Source organism: Paraburkholderia sp. MM5496-R1 (assembly GCF_050436205.1).
Taxonomy (GTDB): Bacteria; Pseudomonadota; Gammaproteobacteria; order Burkholderiales; family Burkholderiaceae; genus Paraburkholderia; species Paraburkholderia tuberum.
Genome location: NZ_JBNDLT010000003.1, coordinates 1,503,617 through 1,521,747 on the forward strand (window position 1 = coordinate 1,503,617; position 18,131 = coordinate 1,521,747).

Sequence of the window (18,131 nt, forward strand, 5' to 3'; positions counted from 1 at the left end):
GGCTTTGTTCGCCACGACAGCGTGGCGCTTTTTAGCAATTCAACAATCGCGAAACTGGGGTTTGCGCTTTTCGGCGAAGGCCGCCATGCCTTCCTTTCGATCTTCTGTGGCGAAGGTCGAATACGCCATACGCCGCTCGAACAGGATGCCTTCTGCCAGGCTCGATTCGTAGGCGCGGTTGACGCACTCCTTGGCCATCGCTACGACGGGTTGCGAGTATCGCGCGATCTCGTCGGCCGTTTTCAGCGCTTCCTCGACGAGCGTGTCGGCGGGCACGATGCGGCTCACGAGGCCGCATCGTTCGGCTTCAATGGCGTCCATCCTGCGACCGGTGAGGATCATTTCCATCGCCTTCGATTTGCCGAGCGCGCGCGTAAGGCGCTGCGTGCCGCCGGCGCCGGGAATGGTCGCGAGCGTGATTTCGGGCAGGGCGAAACGGGCGTTGTCGGCGGCAAGAATGAAGTCGCACATCATGGCCAGCTCGCAGCCTCCGCCTAACGCAAGACCCGCGACCGCGGCGATGACCGGCTTACGACAACGCGACGTGCGCTCCCAGTTCGACGTGATGAACTGATTCTTGTACACGTCCATGTACGTCCATTCGTTCATCATCTTGATGTCGGCGCCGGCGGCGAACGCCTTTTCGCTACCGGTCATCACGATGGCGCCGATGGCGGGGTCGGTTTCGAGGTCGTCGAGTGCCGCCGTCAGCTCATCCATCAACTGGTTGTTCAGGGCGTTGTAGGCTTGCGGACGGTGCAACCTGATCAAGCCGGTTTTCCCGTGCGTTTCGACGATGATCGTCTCGTAGGCCATGGTTCTTCCTTGAACGAATGAGGGTGAACACCTAGGCCCGGATGAGGCCTGCTCGCCGATGATTTGTGTGTCTGCGGTGCGCCGCGCGGCAGCGCCGGAGCGTATCGTGCGTTGCCAATTTTATGAACGACGTTTATGATTCTGAATGTGCGACCCGGCTTTGTCAATTGAGCGCGAGGTCAGAATTGCTAACGGAAAACACCGCGAGGAGACACTGCATGACCACTCGTCACGAGGACGGACAGATTCGCGTTGAGCAGCGTGGGAACCTGCTCTTGATGGGCATTGACCGGCCGGAAAAGCGCAATGGTTTCACGCCGAAAATGTTCGGAGAGCTTGCCATGGCTTACACGCAGCTCGAGAAGAGCAGCGATATTTTTTGCGGGCTGGTATACGCCGAAGGCGATCACTTTACGGCAGGGCTCGACATGCCAAAGGTCGCGCCGTTGCGCCGCGAAGGGAAACCGCTGCTTCCTGAAGGCGAGGTCGATCCGTTCAACTTGCGCGCGCCGCTGCGTACCAAGCCGGTCGTCATTGCGCTGAAGGGAATCTGCTTCACGGTCGCGGTCGAATTGATGCTTGCATCGGAAGTGGCTGTTGCGGCCGACAACTGCCGTTTCTCCCAGCTTGAAGTCAAGCGGGGGATCATGGCAGGTTGTGGTGCGACGTTCCGCATGGTGCAGCGAGCCGGCTGGGGCAACGCAATGAAGGTACTGCTTACCGGCGACGAATTCACCGCAGACGAGGCACGGCACATGAACTTCGTGCAGGATGTCGTGCCTGCGGGGCAGGAGTTCGACCGGGCGCTCGCGATCGCCGAGCGAATCGCGGCACAGGCACCGCTAGCCGTGCAGGCCACGATGCAGAACGCGCGCGTTTCGCTGGGACAAGGCTGGCAGGATGCTTACGCGACGATTCAGTCGACCCAGCAGTTTCTCTACAACACTGAAGACGCGAAGGAAGGCGTTCAGTCCTTCATCGAAAAACGTACGGCGAAGTTCGTCGGACGCTGATGCAAGGCTTCCGGCGCAGCCGGTGTGAATTCAAGGGGACCGTTTGCTATGACAAAAGGCGCGTTGGCGGGTGTTCGCGTACTCGACCTGAGCCGTATTCTCGCCGGGCCTTGGGGGGCTCAGATGCTGGCGGATCTCGGCGCGGAGGTCATCAAGGTCGAGCGTCCCGGCAAGGGCGACGATTCGCGGCAATTCGGCCCCCCGTTCCTGATGGATCGGGAGGGAAAGGTCACGCGCGAGTCGACGTTTTTTATCAGCGCGAACCGAGGCAAGAAGTCGATCACGTGCGATATCTCCACGGCCGAAGGCCAGGCGCTGATCCGCTCGTTGGCGGCGCACTGCGACGTGTTGATCGAGAACTATAAGGTTGGCGACCTCAAGCGTTACGGGCTCGACTACGACAGCCTCAAGGTGGTCAATCCGCGCCTGATCTACTGTTCGATAACCGGGTTCGGTCAGACCGGACCGTATAGCCCGCGCCCCGGCTACGACTCGATTTTCCAGGCGATGGGTGGCCTGATGAGCGTGACCGGAAACGGCGACGACGTGCCGGGCGGCGGGCCAATGAAAACCGGGCCCAGTCTTGCGGACATCCTGTGTGGTCAGTACGCCGCTTCGGCGATCATCGCAGCGCTTTATCATCGCGACGCGGCGCAAGGCGGTACCGGGCAGGGGCAGTACATCGACCTGGCGTTGCTGGACGCGATGATTGCTGCCACATCGCACTATGCAAGCCAGTATCTCGTTTCCGGCCAGATTCCCATTCGGCGCGGTACCGAGGGCAACGGTGGTATGCCGTCCCGCATGTTCCGCTGCGCCGATCGCGACATCATGATCGTGGCGGGCAACAACGAGCAATATGCGCGGATGTGTAACGTTCTGGGGCACCCCGAGCTCACTAGCGATCCACGATTCAGCGAGATTGCGCTGCGCGTGAAGAATCGTCGCGCGCTGGGCGAAGTGTTCGAGCCGCTGATCCTTCAATGGCAGAGCGATGAACTGCTCGCAGCACTCGACGCCGCCGGGGTGCCGGCCGGACCGATCAACAATCTGGAGCAGGTGTTCGCAGATCCGCATGTGCAGGCACGCGCGATGTGCGTCGAAGTTGCGCACCCGCTGACGGATAAGGCGGTTCGGATGGTCGCCAACCCGGTCAAGATGTCGGGCACGCCTATCGATTCGTACGGGGCGCCGCCGATGCTCGGACAACATACGGACGACGTGCTGCGTGATGTGCTGAGTATGTCGCAGTCGGATATCGATATCCTGCGCGAAAAGAAAATTCTATAGAAAGGGCAAAGCCTGCGACGCGCAACCTGCCTGGACGCGCTTTTCGTTCGACGGTTGAATGATTGCCGCATCCCGTAGCGGCCTCGTCGGTATTTTCGTATCACGCTTATGTAATCAGAGGTTCTTTGATGCACATCGGAATACCCGCGGAAACGCGGGCGCCGGCGCGAGCTATCCCGACGACGCGTACACCGCCGTGGGCGCACACGCTCTCGCGAAGTGTGTGAGAGGAGAAACGCCTGATCGCTCTTCAAGCTTCGTGGTACGCGCCCGGCGGGAAGCTCACTCCTCGGATCGAGGCTCGCGATAATGCAACTGGACGTTTCATATGTTGCACCGTGTTCAAACAGACGCACTAGAGCATTGACTGTCCGCCGTCCACACTGATAGTCTGCCCGGTTATGAAATTAGCGTCGTCACTACATAGAAATGCAACTGTTCGTCCAATATCGCGCTGAGGATCGCCGAAGCGGCCAAGCGCAATTTCAGAGAGATAGCGAGTGCGTTCCTGAGGATTGGCTTCGAGGTATGCTTCGGCGGCAGGTGTGAGCGCTGCCGGGCAAATGACGTTGACGGTAATGCCGTAGACGCCCCATTCGCGCGCGGCAACACGCGAGAGCCCACGAATGCCCTCCTTGGTTGCGGCGTACGCGCCGAATCCCTTGAGGCCTTCGATGCCGGTGCGCGAGCCGAAGTTGATGATGGCGCCGCGGCCCTGCGACTTCATCCGCGGCAATGCGGCCTGCATGAAATACAGCGTGCCGTACAAGCCCGATTCGAGCGTGTTGCTCCAGTCATCGTCGGTAACGGACTCGAGCGGCACCCCCGGGCTGCTGCTTTGGGCATTGTTGATGAGTGCGTCCACACGTCCGAATCGCTCGACGGCAAGCTCGACTGTCCGCACGGCGTCGGCACGATTGCGCGTATCGCCGGGCACGACCAGCACTTGCGAACCGAGGGCGCTCAGTTCCTCAGCAGCCCGCGCGAGTTTGGCCTCCGTGCGACCAGTGAGGACCAGACTCGCCCCCTCGGTGGCAAGCGCAAGGGCGATGCCGAGTCCAACGCCTTGGCCGCCTCCGGTCACGATGGCGACCTTTTCTGCCAGTTTTTTCGTGTACATGAGTGAATCCAGAAGTGAAGGTTGATGTTGCTGTTCGACGCGCGAGCGTATTGCGTAAATGGTCTGGAAGATGATGCTTCCACATTTCAGGTTTTCGAACGATGTTCAAATATATCTCAAGCGGTGTGAGGGAGCGCCCTGGCGTATTCCCGAATTCGGGTGGTGTAAAAGTGTGCCAGATTGTGATCGATGTAAAACTATGTGAATAGTTCCCGTATAATCTGTACAGTCAATTCATGGGGAAAATCATGTTGAAAGAGACCTCAGCGCCGGCGGACCGGGACGTCAGCGGGCCGCGCTCGCTGACCCGACTCCTTGGAATTTTCGATGTGCTGGCGAAGTCTCCGGACGGGATGTCGCTAGCAGAACTGAATGTCGCTCTCGAGTCACCGAAGAGCAGCCTGCTCAATCTGCTGCGACCTCTGGTGGCGGAGGGGTACTTGATGCACGACGTAGGCCGCTATCGCCTGGGACCGTCGATCTTCCGGTTGTCGGCAGGCGTGATGGCCGCGTGGAATTTTTCGAAGATACTGCGCCCGTTCCTGGTGGATCTCTCGAAGAGCACCAATGAAACCGTGTATGTCGGTGTCCTTGACGTCGAACACAAAGAGATCACCTATGTCGACGTGATCGAGACGCGAGCAATCGGTGCGCTATTCAATGCACATCGGTTTGCGTCGCCCGCTCTATTGCACGGCTGCGGGCCGCGTGCTGCTCGCCCATGCACCGGACGCTTTCGTTACCGACTACATGAAGACGGTCAAATTGGAGCGCCGCACCCCGCAAACGATCGCAACGAAGAAGGCGTTGCGTGACGAACTCGACCACATCCTCGAAAGCGGCCTGTCGGTGAGTCGCGGTGAACTACTGCCGGATTCGGCCGGCGTGTCGTCGCCGGTCTTCGGACCGAATGGCAATGTCATCGCAGCGATGGCAATTGGTGCGCCGCTCGAACGCTTCGACCGCGAACGTCACCGGCTCGAAGAGAACATGATCAGAGTCGCCCAGCGGGCGTCTGCGTTGGGCCAGGCAGACGAGGAGTGACTCGCCAGTCGGCCGGCGGCGCAGTGAAGCGGGTGCTTCAATGCGCCGCGGTCGCGGTGCGGTCGAAGAAGCGTCGTACCCGCGCGCAACGGATCGGTCGCAACGACCGTCAGTGTGTACGACGCTTCGGCAGCATGAAGGCGACCAGCAGTCCGGCGATCGAACTGCAGGAGATGTAGACGAATACCGAAACATAGCCACTCTCGGCCGGAAACGATGCACCGTCGTGTCCCGCCGTCGCGCTGCGCAGCAGCGCAAATACCGCCTGGGCACCTACCGCGAAGAAACACGAGAAGAAAACGTAGAGCATGCCCGTTGCCTCGCCTGTCTGATATGCAGGCGTCGCTTCCACGATCTGGTTGTACAGCGCCGTGCTTGCGAAGGCGAGGCCGAACGAGCACAGCACCGCACCTGGAACGAAGAGCAGCAGGCTGCGATGAAGCACGATCAGCGAGGCCCAGCCCAAGGCCAGTATGAGCATGCCAATCAAGGCAGCGGGCCGGGCCTTGTAGCGGGCCGCAACCCGGCCGCTCCATGGGCTCGCGACCAGCGCGACGATGTTAATGCTGAACATCAGTAATCCGGCTGCCGTCGCGCTCAACCCGAATCCGGCGCGCGTGCCGGCAGGTTGCTGGGCGAGCAGCGAGAAGACCTGTCCTAGTTGCATGGCGCCTGCCGCGAGGAATGCCATGCATGCATTGGCCAACACGACCTCGCGCGTCTTCAGCAGACGCACATTGATGAGCGGATGACGCGCCCCGTGTTGATGGCGTGCCCAGAGTCCGAGCACGATCATCCCGCCAGCGATCAAGCCCCACAGCCGCGGATCGCCGAGCCCCCACGTGCGGATTTGCTGCACGGCGAAGAGGATGGCGCAAAGTGCCGGAGCGAACGCGAGACCTCGAATGTAGTCGATCCGCACGCCGGGATTCGGTGGCGACGGCGGTGCCCACGCGCGTACCGCCGCGACGGCCACGACGCAAAGCGCGACTTTGAACCAGAAGCCGCCCTGCCACGAATAGTGATCCACGACAACGCCCGCGCAGATGTAGATCAGCCCCGCCGACACCATGCCTGCCGCACTGATCAACCCCACCGCGGCAGGCAGCCTGGCGGGTGGCAGATTCTCACGAACCAGCCCGATGGAGAGTGGCGTAATGCCTGCCGCGATTGATTGCATCGCACACCCCGCGACGAGCATGCCGACATCGGTCGCGCATGCGGCCACGACTGCGCCGGCCGCAGCGACCGACATCACCACGAGCAGGATACGGCGGTAGCCCAACAGGTCGCCGAGTCGCCCGCTCACGGCGGCAAAGACGGCCGAGCCGAGCCAGTACGCGGTGACGGTCCAGCTCACGGAGTTCGACGCAGGAAAAGCCTTGTAGAGCGTGACCAGCACGGTGTAAATGACTGTGATGCCGGACGAGGCCGCTACCGCGGCAAGCAGGATCGCCATCGTGAACCCGCGCGGTGGACCCACCACGGGTTGCGCTCGGTGTGCCGGCTGGGAGAGTACTTCGGCTTGCATAAACGTCTCCGGTTGCGTGTCTTCGTTTCGATTATACTTATATACGAACGTCGTTCGTATTGATGTTTTTTGGAGAATTCGATGCGGACCGCAAGGGTCGCGAGGCCACCGCCCGATATCAAATCGATATCGACGTTTTCGAGTTCGATATGAGAGTTTTTTAGTCGATGGCTTGACCCGATACTTCTCTCAAGGGCGCACGTTCTGAAGCGCTCCCCACAATCAGGAGCGAGACCATGCAAACGTATCAAGGGAAGATCTACGACGCCGACACGCACTTCTACGAAGTCGAGGACGCGTTCAACCGTCATTTGCCCGAGAAGTTCAGGAAGGACTGGTCGTTTACCAGCCGTGTCACGGCAGACGGCAACCGCTGCATGTATGTGGGCGACCGGAAGGTGGAAATCAGCGAGGGCTACACATCGGCCGAGGGGCACGTTCCGCCGCCGGGCAAGCTGCATGAATGGCTGCGCGCGATGAAGGATGGCAAGGATAACGTCGATATGCGGGTTTCGCCGACGCCGGACATGTTCAACCGCGACGCGCGCCTGAAGAAGATGGACGAATTCGGTGTTGAAGCCTGCACGATGTACATCGGCGAAATGGTCGCGTGTATTTCCTACCTCAACGAGCCCGTTGCGGCAAATGCGGTGTTGCATGCGTATAACCAGTGGATGCTCGACGACTGGGGCTTCAACTACAAAGACCGCATCTACACGACGCCGGTCGTCACGCTCGACGATCTCGATGCGGCTGTCGCCGAGGCCAGGTGGCTGGTTGCGAACGGTGTGCGGGTGATCCTGATGCCGATGGGGCCGTTCAATGGCCGTGCACCTGCCGATCCGTACTTCGATCCGTTCTGGTCGGTCCTCAACGAAGCGGGCGTGCGCGTCACCTTCCATGTGTCGGAAGCGATCTACATGAAGGATCATATGGCGGTGTGGGGCGAGCCCGTGCAGCAGTCGCGCCAGCGTCAGACCGCCTTTGTCTGGATGCACGGTTACGGCGAGCGGCCGGTCATGGAAACGCTGTCGTCGTTCATCTTCTACAACTTCTTCGAGCGTTTCCCGCGGGTCAAGCTGTGCAGCGCCGAAAACGGTGCCGAATGGGTGCCTTCGCTGCTCGTCAAAATGGACAAGTGCCGGGGGATGGCGAAGAATGGCTACTGGCCGTGCGGTCAGCTGAAGAAACGCCCGAGCCAGATCTTCAAGGAAAATGTCTTCGTGGTCGCGTATCCGGAGGACGACATCGCCCAGATCATCGCTCAAACGGGATCGTCGGACTTCCTGTTGATGGGCTCCGACTATCCGCACGCGGAAGGCGTGCCCGAACCGAAGGACTTCGCGTCGGAAGCATGCAATGAGCTCTCGGAAGAAGACACGCGCAAGATCATGTACGACAACGGCCGCCGGTTCATTCCGCTGCACGTGTGATCGGCCTTGCACCGGTCGACGGCGGCAGACGGTCTGTCCGTCCCGCGCGATTTCTTCATTACGAACAGGTTAGCCATGAATATTTCGGACTATCAGGCGCTATTGCTCGAACGCGAAGGCGGCGTCTTGACCGTTACGCTCAACCGCCCGGAAACGTTGAACGCGTTCGACGAGCAAATGGACATTGAGATGTCGCGGCTTTTTCTCGATGTCGCCGAGGACGTCGAGACCCGTGTCGTTGTGTTGACGGGCGCGGGGCGGGCTTTTAGCGCGGGCGGCGATATCGAGCATATGCAGCAGGTCATCGACAACCCCACGCTGTTTCTCGAAGGCATGCAGCGTGCAAAGAAAATTGTCTTCTCGATGCTGGATTGTCCGAAGCCGGTCATCGCCAAGATCAACGGTCATGCAATTGGTCTCGGCGCGACGATCGCGCTGTTCTCGGATCTGAGCTACGCGGCCAATCACGCAAAGATTGGCGATCCGCACGTGAAAGTCGGCTTCGTGGCGGGCGATGGCGGCGCGGTGATCTGGCCGCAGCTCGTGGGCTATGCGAAGGCCAAGGAATACCTGTTGACGGGGGATCTCGTCACCGCGGAAGAGGCGGCACGACTGGGTCTCATCAATCATGCCGTACCGGCCGACCAGTTGGATGCCGTGGTCGACGCGATGGCGAAGCGTCTCGCAAACGGCGCTTCGCGCGCCATCCAGTGGACCAAGGCGTCGATCAACATCGGCCTGAAGCAACTTGCGCATGCCATTCTCGACGCGTCGATTGCATACGAGGCGCTGTCGAACCTGACGGAAGACCATCAAGAGGCGGTCAACGCGTTTCGCGAGAAACGCGAGCCGGTGTTCAAGGGACGTTGAGCTTTTACAGTGTCCGGCGCCAGCGGTACCCGCGGCGCCGGGCGCGGCGAGGGAGAGATGCACATGCAACGGGTAGTGGCGATAACGGGTGGATTCGGCACGCTTGGGCGCACGGTTGGCCGCGTGTTTGCTGAGAACGGCTGGAAGGTCGCGCTGATCGACAAGGCGCTCGAGCCGGAGAACGCGAGCGCGGAGCAGCTGCACGCTTCCTGGTGGCGAGGAGGCGTCGAGCTGACTGATCTCGATGCGGCGCGCTCAGCGCTCTCCGCGGTCGTCGAGCAGCTTGGCAGGCTCGATGCAATCGTCAATGTAGCGGGAGGCTTTCGCTGGGAAACGCTGGCGGACGGCAGTCTCGACACCTGGGATCTGATGTACCGGACGAACGTGCGCACGGCGGCGACTGCGTCGAAAGCGGCACTCGACCATATTGCCGACAGCGCGGAGGGCGGACGCATCATCAATATTGGAGCCGGCGCTGCGCTGAAGGCGGGCGCGGGCATGGGAGCGTATGCGGCCTCGAAGTCAGGGGTGATGCGTTTGACTGAGGCGCTGGCCGAAGAACTCAAAGGCCGTTCCATTACCGTCAACGCTATCTTGCCAGGCATCATCGATACGCCACAGAACCGCACGGATATGCCCGACGCTGACTTTTCCCGCTGGGTACGGCCTGAAGAAATTGCCGAGGTGATTCTCTTTCTCGCGTCTGGCGCCGCGTCGGGGGTGACCGGTGCGTTGATTCCTGTCACCGGGCGTACGTAAAGATCCCGAACCGGAAATAGCAGTTGATGCCCGAGTCAAGGCGCCAACTGCAAATCGCGTTTCAGGTGAGGTGTGCGAGCGAGTCGTTGCTGAACCCGAGGAACGGCTCGCCAAGCCGTACGCGCCGCGCCCAGTTCGGATCATGTAGAAGCGAGCGTCCCACGCCAACAAGATCGAACTCGCCGCGTGAGAAACGATCGAGCAGGGCAGTGAGGTCGGGCTGCGCCGATGTCGCGGCCCCGGCCATTGAATCGTAGTAGCCCTTGTTAATGCCGATCCCACCAACGGTCATCGAAAGCTTGCCGGTTACCTTCTTCACCCAACCGGCGAGATTCATCTCTGAGCCCGCGAATTCCGCCCGGTTGAAATAGCGGGTGCTCGCCTCGAAGATGTCGACGCCAGCATCCGCGAGCGGCGCGAGAATGTGCTCGAGTTCGTGCGGGTCGTTGGCGAGACGCGCGCGGAAATCCTGCTGCTTCCACTGGGAGAAGCGGAACGAGATCGGCATCGTCGCGCCGATCGCTTCGCGGATTGCGCGGACAACTTCGGCGGCAAAGCGGCTGCGCGCCGTGAGATCCTTGCCCCATCGATCCGTGCGTTGATTGGTTTCCGCCCACAAAAAAGCGTCGATCAGATAGCCGTGAGCTCCGTGAATCGCGATGCCGTCGAAGCCGGCGGCCGTCGCATAGCGCGCGCTTCGACCATAGGCTGCAATGACGTCCGCGATCTCGGCATCGGTCATCGGGCGCGTTGGCGGCATGACGCGCTCCATGTAACCTGCGTTGAGCGATGTCGTTCGTCCTTCCGGTCCCCACAGTCCCGATGGGCGCAGTGGCGAGGCGGCCGGGAAGGGGCCCGTATTCGCCTCTTTCATGGGTCCCATATGCCACAACTGAGGAAAGATGATTCCGCCGCTAGCGTGAACTTCGTCCGTCACGCGTCGCCACGCGGCAACTGATTCCTCTCCGGCGAGCATGGGAATCGAATTTTCTCCGAGTCCGGCCTCGCCGAGCGCCGCGGGGTGATCGACGCCGACGCCTTCTGTGATGATCAGGCCTGTCTCGCCCTGCGCACGCCGCTTGTAGTAGGCGGCGACGTCACTACCGGGCAATCCGTTCGGCGAAAAGCCGCGAGTCATGGGTGACATGACGATACGGTTGGCAAGCGTGACCCCGCGCACGGTGAGAGGCGAAAAGAGCGAAGTGGTATTCATTGGTCATTCACATAGTTGACTTGTGTGCGAATAATGATACGCTATGTTCTATCGATGAAAAAGCAAATATTGGCGCCGTCTCGCAGGCGCCGTCTCGCAGGCGGCGTTGAACAGGAGGATTGCATTGGAGCAAGCAGACTCATTGGCGGTAGACGCGCTCGAAGAGAGCGGCGCAAAGCTCATCCCGGAGGGCTTTGCATTGATGCCGGAGTTCGGTCCCTTCCATCGGATGTTCGGACCTACCTACTTTCGCAAGAGCGAACGCGGACACGTCGTCGGCATGTACGTTCGCGAAGCGCATCGCAACCTTGGCCAGATGATGCACGGGGGCGCTGTTTGCATGCTGGCAGACACCGCCATCACGTGGGCGAGCAAGTATTCGCGTCAACCGGCCGTCAGGGTGTTGACGACGGGCTTGACGGTCAATTTCATGGGGAACGCGGCGCCGGGCGACTGGGTGGAAGCACACGTCGACGTTCTACGTTCGGGAAAGCGGGTGATTTTCTCCGACTGCCGGATCTGGGCGAATGCGAAATGCATCGCCCAGGCGTCGGGGCAATTCCAGGTGATGGGTGAAATTGACAGCTAGTGCGTCGGCGAGACCTGGATGGCCGCGCGAACGTTACGGCATTGACCGGACTCGAACCTTATCCAGTGCCGCACGGTACCTCCACGCGGTCAACAGAAGCCGATGAATCCGCTCAGCCCGGCGTTTCCGTTCGGAACGAGTGGTCTGAACCGCGAGGTGCACTTCGGGCGCGCCTGTGACCAGTGTGAGAAGATCGCGCGCCGCGTTCGAGGGATCGTCGATGGCGATCACGCCGCTGAGCGCGGCGGCTTCCAGAACGCCGGTTAGCGGCTCCAGCATCGTCACCACGAACTGCAGAAACTGCTTTGCGACATCGGGAAAGCGAATCGCCTCGCCAATGACCATGCGTGAAGTGTGCATGCTGTCCGGTATTGCCATGTGTTCGACGAGCGCATCGATAAGGGATGCCATGTTCGTCGAAAAATCGCGGCCCGGTTCCAGGTGCTCCGAGATCTTGCCGCGCAGATCGGCCATCCCGCGCCAGACGATGGAGCGAAAAAGCTCTTCCTTCGTGCCGAACTGGCGATACACGGTCGTTTTGCTGACGCCAGCCAGCGATGCGATTTCCTCGACCCTGGCGGCGCCGAAACCTTCTCTGATGAACACGGATTTGGCGGCGTCGAGCAGCCGCTCGCGCAACTGAACCGCATCGTCGTGGGTGGGCCGGCCAGCCGTTCGAGGTTTGTCCGCCGCAGCGAGCCGCGAGGCTCCGTTGGGAGCCTGAACTGACATAGGTTTGTACATCGGGGAGTGTTTGATGTCGGAATCAGGACATCAGTATACTCATGAGCCCAAGGGGGCGCCAGTAATGGCGCCCCTGGGGCTCGGACCGCGCGCAGCAGGGCTCAAACGTTGATCATGCCACGTACATACGACTCCATCGTGCCGGCGCACGAGAGCTTGTCTTCGCCTTCCTCGAGATCGGCGTAGCGGCCGACTTGACGGACCAGCGGCCCTTGCAGGCCGTCGGTGTTCCCCGCCGGTGAAAAGTCGACCACGACCTTGTCGCCAGTGATGAAACCACCCCAGTATCCTTCGGCCAGCAGGTCGAAAAACGCGAAGCGCCCCTCAACGACGCCCAGTCCATCCGGAGGATTCAGCAGTTGCTCTCCCGCCTTGTCGAGGACGAATGGGACGATCCACGGGCAGATTGCATAGCCCTGCGCAACTTCCGACCAGGGGCCGGTCCCGATCATCTCGGACATGCCATAACTGTTCTGGACGTTCTCGGCACGAATACCGTAGAAGCGGATGATTTGCTCCCGATAGTCGGCGGGGGCCGAGGTGCCCTTCAAGCCGCCACCGGTGGTGATTACCGTATCCGGATGGCAGATGCCATCGGCGCTGCCGCGCTGACGGGCGCGCTCGACGAGCGTCCAGTGCAACGACCAGTTGCCCTGGACGAGCACCGGAACTTCGCGCTGCGCGGTGAGCTTGTCGAGAAACCGGTCGATCATCTTGCCGGTATGACGTTGGCGCGCCACCGCCTGCTCCTGAAACGCCGCGACCTCGCTCGGTTTCGCGGAGCCGTCGGCGATTGCGCGGCGCATGCGGCCCATCGAAATCGTTGCGGATGCGAGCACCGGTTCGTCGAACATCAGCGTGGTTTCCGCGCCGAGCCGTTGCGCTGCGTTCAGTACCGGTTCGATATGCCGATGCGCGCCGGCAGGCGGCATCATGAGGAAAGCCGGGCGCTTGCCGAAATCTCTTCGGATCATTGCGTTTCCGTACACGCCCAGCTTCACGCACGACTCGGTGACATTGTCGAGATCGGCTTGCGTCTGACTGATGAAGCTGCACTTGCCGGATGTGCCGCTCGAGCTGAAAACATGGTGTCCCGCTGTGCGCAGACAATCCATCCATGCGTCGACGTTGTCCAAGCCGTCCAGATCGACTTCGGCTACCCGTTTGCTCGATAGCGTTTGCAGCCATGCCGAAAGCTGCTTCCAGCGGCCGTTGTCGATGAATGACTCGGGGTAGCTCTTGTAGATCTGATGCGCGAACAACAGGGGCACCATATCTTCATGGCGGGTCACCTCGTTGACGCCGACATCTTCCGCTCTGCGACGCAGTAGCCTGATCTGTTCGCGGCGCTCGGCGAAGCGCTCTTTCATGGCAGCGAGCTGAAGCTCGCGAAGGTTCTCGGGGTGCTGGCGAAACGGGTCGCTTTCACCGTGCAGCATTGCATAGAACGGGTCCAGAGCGGACATGTCGTCTCCAGGGCTATGAGTTGCCAGGCGTCAGTGGTCGAAGTCGGTGGAACTCGACACGTCGAGCCAGGCTTCGAGGTCGTGTTGCACGGACGAAAGTTTCTTCCGAACGATGTCGACGGCGTCCGGACCTAGCGGTAGCCGCAGCGGTGGGACGTCTGCGGAAACCGCGCGCACGATGGCGTCGGCAGCCTTGGCCGGATCGCCCGTTTGCGTGCCGTGGTAGCTGCTCATGTAACGACGCATCTTGCCCACGGTCTCCGTATAGACGGGTGATTCGACCTCGCTCCACTTCAGCGATCCGCCCGCGAAATTGGTGCGGAAGCCACCCGGCTCGACCACGGTCACACGAATCCCGAACGGGCTCAGTTCACGAGCGAGCGATTCCGAAAGCCCTTCGATCGCATGCTTCGAAGCGCAATAGAAACTGCAGCCCGCAATGCCGATCACGCCGGCGACCGACGAGAAGTTCACGATATGACCGCGGCCGCGCTCGCGAAAATGAGGCAGTACGGCGCGTATCACGTTGACCGTTCCAAACACGTTGGTATCGAACAGCTGACGTGCTTCCGCGTCGGAGACCTCTTCAAATGCGCCGAACAGACCGTAGCCCGCATTGTTGACGAGTACGTCGATCGGTCCCGCGCGCTCGATGGCCTGCGCGACGGCGCGAGGCACGGCTTCCGCGTCGGTCACGTCAAGCAGCACACCGTGCGCGCGTCCGGGTGCGAGATTTTCGAACGGCGTGATCTGTGCGTCATTCCGAACGGTCCCGACCACTTTGTCGCCACGGGCGAGGACCGCCTGCGCAAGGGAACGGCCGAAGCCGGACGAAACGCCGGTAATGAACCACACGGCTGGGCTTGTCTGTGTTTCAGTCATTGTCGATTGGCCTTCAGATGAGTAGCAAACATCGATTTAGTTGGCGGTCCGGGCCTCGGTCATGTCGGCGATCTCTCCGCGGACGTAGGCGTCGATCGTTCCCGCGCAGGACAGCTTGTCGTCGCCGCCGGGCAAATCCTTGTAGCGCACCACGTCGCGAATGATGGGCGTGCGCACGCCGTCGATGCCGTGACCGAACTCCACGGTGACCTTGTCGCCGCTGATCACGCCGCCCCAGCGCCCATCCGCGAGCAGGTCGATCATGGCGAGCCGTCCCTCGACGATGCCTTTCCCCTCCGCAGGATTAAGCAGTTGTTCGCCGGTCGAGTCGAGCACCAGCGGGACGAGCCAGGGCGGGACCGTCCACGCCTTCGCTTCGTGAAACCACGGGCAAAAGCCCGATACTTCGCCCATGCCGTAGCCGTCGTTGAAGTTGGTCGCGTTGAAGTTGAAGAAGCGCTCGCACTGTTGCTGGAAATCTTCTGGCAGGTTCGCACCTTTCTTGCCGCCGCCGATACTAATGATCGTGTCGGGGTGAAAGTCGGCGTCGGGAATGCCACGCTGGCGCGCCGTGGCGACGATCTGATAAAGCATGCCCATCATGCCCATGATGAACATGGGCTCGTGACGCCGTTCGAGCAGTTGGTCGATGAACTGCCGGAAATCGGCTTGTACGCTTTCGCTGCGTTCTCGACTTTCGTTCTGGAAGGCTTCGATTTCACTCGGGAGCACGGTGCCGTCCGCGATGGCCCGCCGCATGCGCGCCATGCGTGTGGTGTGCGCGGCGCTTTGCGGCACATCCGACATGTAATGAAGGTCGCCCGGCATTGCAATCGATTCGGCGAATTTCGCCATGCGCTCCGTTCCGGTGTAGGAGCCGGAGGAGGGCGTCAGAAGGAACACGGGATAGCGACGCGACGGATCGCGCATGCCGCTCGCCGCCCAGCGAATGCCTTGGGAGAGAAGGCGCCAGCCGAGTTCGCGGTCGGCTTCGCTCTGGTAAATGAAGGACTGCTTGCCCGAGGTCCCGCTCGAGCTCATTACATAGTGGCCGTTTCGACGCAGCGCATGGATCCAGTCGTCGAGATCGGCGATCGTGCCGTAGTCGAGTCCGTCGATCTTGCGGGTTGTGAGCGTTTGAAGCCACGCCGTGAGGTGGCGCCATTTTCCCTGCTCGATGAACGAATCGGGATAGCTCTTGTAGACGGAGTCGGCAAAAAGCAATGGCACGGCGTCGCTCATGCTCTTCACTTCCGTCACCCCGGCTTCGCTGGCTCGCTTGTCGAGAATGCGAATCTGCTGCCGGCGCTGCGCGAAGCGCTCGCGCACGGCTTGCAGTTGCGCGGCATGGAGGCTTTCCGGCGCGTTGCGGAAGGGGTCTTGAAGATCCGTGAGTTGAAGCAGCGTGGAAAGGGCTTGCATTATTGGGTCTCCTCCGGATTCGGGCCCGATTCCTCTGAGACCCATTTCATGAATCGATGAATCGGGAACATGCCGTCATGCGGATAGCCGCCAACCCCATCTGAAATAGACTCGCCCAGCGCCACGATGCGTTGGACGCCAGCGCACGCGAGCGCGTCGCGCACCTCTGTGACCCGGTGCGGCGGATAGATGCCGACCGTTTGCGTGGCGACGGTCGCATAGCGCGCACCGTCGCGCAGGCTTGCCACGGGAACGACGTTGACGGTCTTGCAAATGGGATGAAAATCGACCATTTCTTCCGAGCGAATGACGAGCCCCTTGCCGTCGTATCCGCCGAACACCCGGTAGAGCGGCTCCATCTCACGCAGCACATCAACCGCTTCGCGAATGTCGCTGGGCACCAGCGGGCCCTGGCCGTCGCCATAGCGAAAGTCCTGGCCGAGTGCCAGCGCCAGTTGCTCGGCATAGCGGTCGGCGTCGTCTTCGTCGCCTTCGATGAATTGATACCGGCTCGCATTGCACGCGTCCTGGTTGAACGACAGCACATCGGCTGCGCCGGCACGCGCGACTTCGCGCAGCACCTCGTCGGATGCAAAGGCTTCACGGCCGACCAGCGAGATAGATACCTTCGGATCGAACGCGACCAGCTCGAGCCCGGGGCCAGCGTAGCGCATCACGTGCCGAACCGCGCTGTCGCCGCCCCATACGACAATCTTGTCGAAGTACTGCGGACGATAAAGAATCGACTCGACATTTTCGTCTCCACCGCGCCAATACGCAGCCGAAAACGACTGGGTGACGGGATGATCCGGGTCGATGTCGGCCATCGTGCGCAGAATTGCAGTGGCCGTGAAAAGATCGTTCGAAGGCAGCTTGAGCAGGTGGACGCCTTTCGTCAGCGCCGCGCGCATGACCGTCATGGCTGCCACCATCGGCGAGTTGCCTGCGAGCACATGTACGAGGCGCGGAGGAAACGCGCGCAGACGACTCGGGCGCCCGCGCAGCGTGCGTGCCACCCAGCCGTCGACGAGGCGCGCGTCGCCAAGACTTACGCGCAACTCGTCCTCGATTACCTCGCGTGCGAAAAGGTTGGGAATGTCGCGATAGCAGTTTTCGAGAATCCGTCGCCCGAGCGGACTCACTTTGATCATTGACTCGAGCGCGGCCTGCATCAGCGGATTGACGTCCAGATGCAAACGCGGCCCCAGCTCGACAAGAAAGTCGATAACCTTCGCAATCGGCATATCGAAGGCGGGACCTGACTCAGCTCGCGGCCACACGAGGTCGTCAAGGTCGATCCTGGGCGTGCAGAAACCTTGGCCAAGATCACGCGACACGTGCCTGATGGCGCTTCCGGTGACAGTGCGACCGCGGTATACGTGAGGAACCGGCAGCGGCACGAGGCTGGGCTCCTGCGCCGGGTTCCCGCGTTGCCTTTCCGTTGTTTCGGGGTGCTCCATAAAAGCTCCTTTCAAATATCGATACGCGTTGACCTGGGGCGCAGACGCTGGTCCATTCCGAGCTTGCTATCGCTAGTCAGCTCAGATTGACGATCATCCGATCGAGTAAATGTTTGACGGTTCGGACTTCTTCGACCGTGAAGCCGCAAAGCTGCCGATTGCTTGCATCGACGATGTGCGGCAGGGTTCCGCGCAACAACTGGCGGCCGTTCGCAGTCAATGTGAGCTCGACACAGCGTCGGTCGGAAGTGCTGCGAATTCGTTCAATCAATCCTCTTTTTTCAAGCGAATCGAGCTTGCGGGTCATGATGCTGCTGTCAGCGAGTAGCATCCGGCACAAGGCGGTAGGTGTGCGAGCACGTCCGTCGTACAGTGCTTTCAGGATTCCCCACTGTATTGCTGAAAGCTCGCTCGCAGCGAGCTTTCCGTCGATTTCCTGCCAAAAAAGTAGCTGCATTTGCAAGCAACTATATGCACGG

At 61.0% G+C, this 18,131-nt stretch carries 16 protein-coding genes and 1 pseudogene; 7 read left to right on the plus strand and 10 right to left on the minus strand.

Translation table 11 applies throughout. The features are described from left to right. Positions 1-39 precede the first annotated feature (39 nt). Positions 40-816, minus strand: coding sequence for an enoyl-CoA hydratase (locus tag OKW38_RS33200; protein WP_187630156.1), 777 nt, complete (start codon positions 814-816; stop codon positions 40-42). A gap of 218 nt (positions 817-1,034) precedes the next feature. Here OKW38_RS33200 and OKW38_RS33205 point away from each other — a divergent pair, with 218 nt between their 5' ends. Together OKW38_RS33205 and OKW38_RS33210 are read left to right on the plus strand one after the other, a co-directional pair. Further along, the gene (locus OKW38_RS33205) at positions 1,035-1,829 is read left to right on the plus strand and encodes a crotonase/enoyl-CoA hydratase family protein (RefSeq protein ID WP_090808860.1); all 795 of its coding nucleotides are present in this window, start codon (positions 1,035-1,037) and stop codon (positions 1,827-1,829) included. Positions 1,830-1,877: 48 nt separating this feature from the next. Beyond that, the gene (locus tag OKW38_RS33210; protein WP_429364996.1) at positions 1,878-3,119 is read left to right on the plus strand and encodes a CaiB/BaiF CoA transferase family protein; all 1,242 of its coding nucleotides are present in this window, start codon (positions 1,878-1,880) and stop codon (positions 3,117-3,119) included. A gap of 355 nt (positions 3,120-3,474) precedes the next feature. Here OKW38_RS33210 and OKW38_RS33215 read toward each other — a convergent pair whose 3' ends face one another. Continuing rightward, positions 3,475-4,239, minus strand: a complete 765-nt coding sequence (locus OKW38_RS33215) for an SDR family NAD(P)-dependent oxidoreductase (RefSeq protein WP_429364997.1) — start codon at positions 4,237-4,239, stop codon at positions 3,475-3,477. A 248-nt stretch (positions 4,240-4,487) separates the two neighbouring features. Here OKW38_RS33215 and OKW38_RS33220 point away from each other — a divergent pair. After that, positions 4,488-5,283 (plus strand): annotated as a pseudogene (locus OKW38_RS33220) (IclR family transcriptional regulator). Between the two features lie 109 nt (positions 5,284-5,392). Here OKW38_RS33220 and OKW38_RS33225 read toward each other — a convergent pair. After that, positions 5,393-6,814, minus strand: coding sequence for an MFS transporter (locus tag OKW38_RS33225; RefSeq protein WP_429364998.1), 1,422 nt, complete (start codon positions 6,812-6,814; stop codon positions 5,393-5,395). A gap of 236 nt (positions 6,815-7,050) precedes the next feature. Between OKW38_RS33225 and OKW38_RS33230 the strand changes: the two genes are divergently transcribed. The 3 genes from OKW38_RS33230 to OKW38_RS33240 all read left to right on the plus strand — a co-directional run bounded on the left by OKW38_RS33230 (position 7,051) and on the right by OKW38_RS33240 (position 9,876). Further along, positions 7,051-8,247 (plus strand): amidohydrolase family protein, encoded by a 1,197-nt coding sequence (locus tag OKW38_RS33230; protein ID WP_184061922.1) that lies wholly within the window; start codon positions 7,051-7,053, stop codon positions 8,245-8,247. Between the two features lie 75 nt (positions 8,248-8,322). Continuing rightward, entirely contained in the window at positions 8,323-9,117 is a 795-nt protein-coding gene (locus tag OKW38_RS33235; protein WP_090808869.1) for an enoyl-CoA hydratase/isomerase family protein, read from the plus strand. Positions 9,118-9,180: 63 nt separating this feature from the next. Then, positions 9,181-9,876, plus strand: coding sequence for an SDR family NAD(P)-dependent oxidoreductase (locus tag OKW38_RS33240; RefSeq protein ID WP_429352484.1), 696 nt, complete (start codon positions 9,181-9,183; stop codon positions 9,874-9,876). Positions 9,877-9,937: 61 nt separating this feature from the next. Here the strand turns inward: OKW38_RS33240 and OKW38_RS33245 are convergent, their stop codons facing one another. Beyond that, positions 9,938-11,089 (minus strand): NADH:flavin oxidoreductase, encoded by a 1,152-nt coding sequence (locus OKW38_RS33245; protein WP_429364999.1) that lies wholly within the window; start codon positions 11,087-11,089, stop codon positions 9,938-9,940. Positions 11,090-11,213: 124 nt separating this feature from the next. Here OKW38_RS33245 and OKW38_RS33250 point away from each other — a divergent pair, with 124 nt between their 5' ends. Continuing rightward, positions 11,214-11,678, plus strand: coding sequence for a PaaI family thioesterase (locus OKW38_RS33250; protein WP_429365000.1), 465 nt, complete (start codon positions 11,214-11,216; stop codon positions 11,676-11,678). A gap of 33 nt (positions 11,679-11,711) precedes the next feature. On the opposite strand, the gene OKW38_RS33255 is transcribed toward OKW38_RS33250, so the two are convergent. The 6 genes from OKW38_RS33255 to OKW38_RS33280 form a co-directional block, all read right to left on the minus strand. Beyond that, entirely contained in the window at positions 11,712-12,317 is a 606-nt protein-coding gene (locus tag OKW38_RS33255; protein WP_429365001.1) for a TetR/AcrR family transcriptional regulator, read from the minus strand. Between the two features lie 206 nt (positions 12,318-12,523). Beyond that, the gene (locus OKW38_RS33260; RefSeq protein ID WP_429365002.1) at positions 12,524-13,888 is read right to left on the minus strand and encodes a hypothetical protein; all 1,365 of its coding nucleotides are present in this window, start codon (positions 13,886-13,888) and stop codon (positions 12,524-12,526) included. 30 nt (positions 13,889-13,918) lie between these two features. Continuing rightward, complete coding sequence (locus OKW38_RS33265; protein ID WP_429365003.1) at positions 13,919-14,770, minus strand: oxidoreductase; 852 nt, start codon at positions 14,768-14,770, stop codon at positions 13,919-13,921. Positions 14,771-14,806: 36 nt separating this feature from the next. Beyond that, on the minus strand, positions 14,807-16,192 hold the full coding sequence (locus OKW38_RS33270; RefSeq protein WP_429365004.1) for a hypothetical protein: 1,386 nt from the start codon (positions 16,190-16,192) through the stop codon (positions 14,807-14,809). Then, positions 16,192-17,436, minus strand: a complete 1,245-nt coding sequence (locus OKW38_RS33275) for an acyl-CoA reductase (RefSeq protein WP_429365005.1) — start codon at positions 17,434-17,436, stop codon at positions 16,192-16,194. The genes OKW38_RS33270 and OKW38_RS33275 overlap by 1 nt, the downstream gene beginning before the upstream one ends. A gap of 292 nt (positions 17,437-17,728) precedes the next feature. Beyond that, positions 17,729-18,109, minus strand: a complete 381-nt coding sequence (locus tag OKW38_RS33280; RefSeq protein ID WP_429365006.1) for a MarR family winged helix-turn-helix transcriptional regulator — start codon at positions 18,107-18,109, stop codon at positions 17,729-17,731. Between the last annotated feature and the right edge of the window lie 22 nt (positions 18,110-18,131).

What these genes read in the sequence shown, in the direction of transcription:
- OKW38_RS33200 (WP_187630156.1), bottom strand. Translation starts at nt 816, where the DNA reads ATGGCCTACGAGACGATCATCGTCGAAACGCACGGGAAAACCGGCTTG.
- OKW38_RS33205 (WP_090808860.1), top strand. Translation starts at nt 1,035, where the DNA reads ATGACCACTCGTCACGAGGACGGACAGATTCGCGTTGAGCAGCGTGGG.
- OKW38_RS33210 (WP_429364996.1), top strand. Translation starts at nt 1,878, where the DNA reads ATGACAAAAGGCGCGTTGGCGGGTGTTCGCGTACTCGACCTGAGCCGT.
- OKW38_RS33215 (WP_429364997.1), bottom strand. Translation starts at nt 4,239, where the DNA reads ATGTACACGAAAAAACTGGCAGAAAAGGTCGCCATCGTGACCGGAGGC.
- OKW38_RS33225 (WP_429364998.1), bottom strand. Translation starts at nt 6,814, where the DNA reads ATGCAAGCCGAAGTACTCTCCCAGCCGGCACACCGAGCGCAACCCGTG.
- OKW38_RS33230 (WP_184061922.1), top strand. Translation starts at nt 7,051, where the DNA reads ATGCAAACGTATCAAGGGAAGATCTACGACGCCGACACGCACTTCTAC.
- OKW38_RS33235 (WP_090808869.1), top strand. Translation starts at nt 8,323, where the DNA reads ATGAATATTTCGGACTATCAGGCGCTATTGCTCGAACGCGAAGGCGGC.
- OKW38_RS33240 (WP_429352484.1), top strand. Translation starts at nt 9,181, where the DNA reads ATGCAACGGGTAGTGGCGATAACGGGTGGATTCGGCACGCTTGGGCGC.
- OKW38_RS33245 (WP_429364999.1), bottom strand. Translation starts at nt 11,089, where the DNA reads ATGAATACCACTTCGCTCTTTTCGCCTCTCACCGTGCGCGGGGTCACG.
- OKW38_RS33260 (WP_429365002.1), bottom strand. Translation starts at nt 13,888, where the DNA reads ATGTCCGCTCTGGACCCGTTCTATGCAATGCTGCACGGTGAAAGCGAC.
- OKW38_RS33265 (WP_429365003.1), bottom strand. Translation starts at nt 14,770, where the DNA reads ATGACTGAAACACAGACAAGCCCAGCCGTGTGGTTCATTACCGGCGTT.
- OKW38_RS33270 (WP_429365004.1), bottom strand. Translation starts at nt 16,192, where the DNA reads ATGCAAGCCCTTTCCACGCTGCTTCAACTCACGGATCTTCAAGACCCC.
- OKW38_RS33275 (WP_429365005.1), bottom strand. Translation starts at nt 17,436, where the DNA reads ATGCCGATTGCGAAGGTTATCGACTTTCTTGTCGAGCTGGGGCCGCGT.
- OKW38_RS33280 (WP_429365006.1), bottom strand. Translation starts at nt 18,109, where the DNA reads ATGCAGCTACTTTTTTGGCAGGAAATCGACGGAAAGCTCGCTGCGAGC.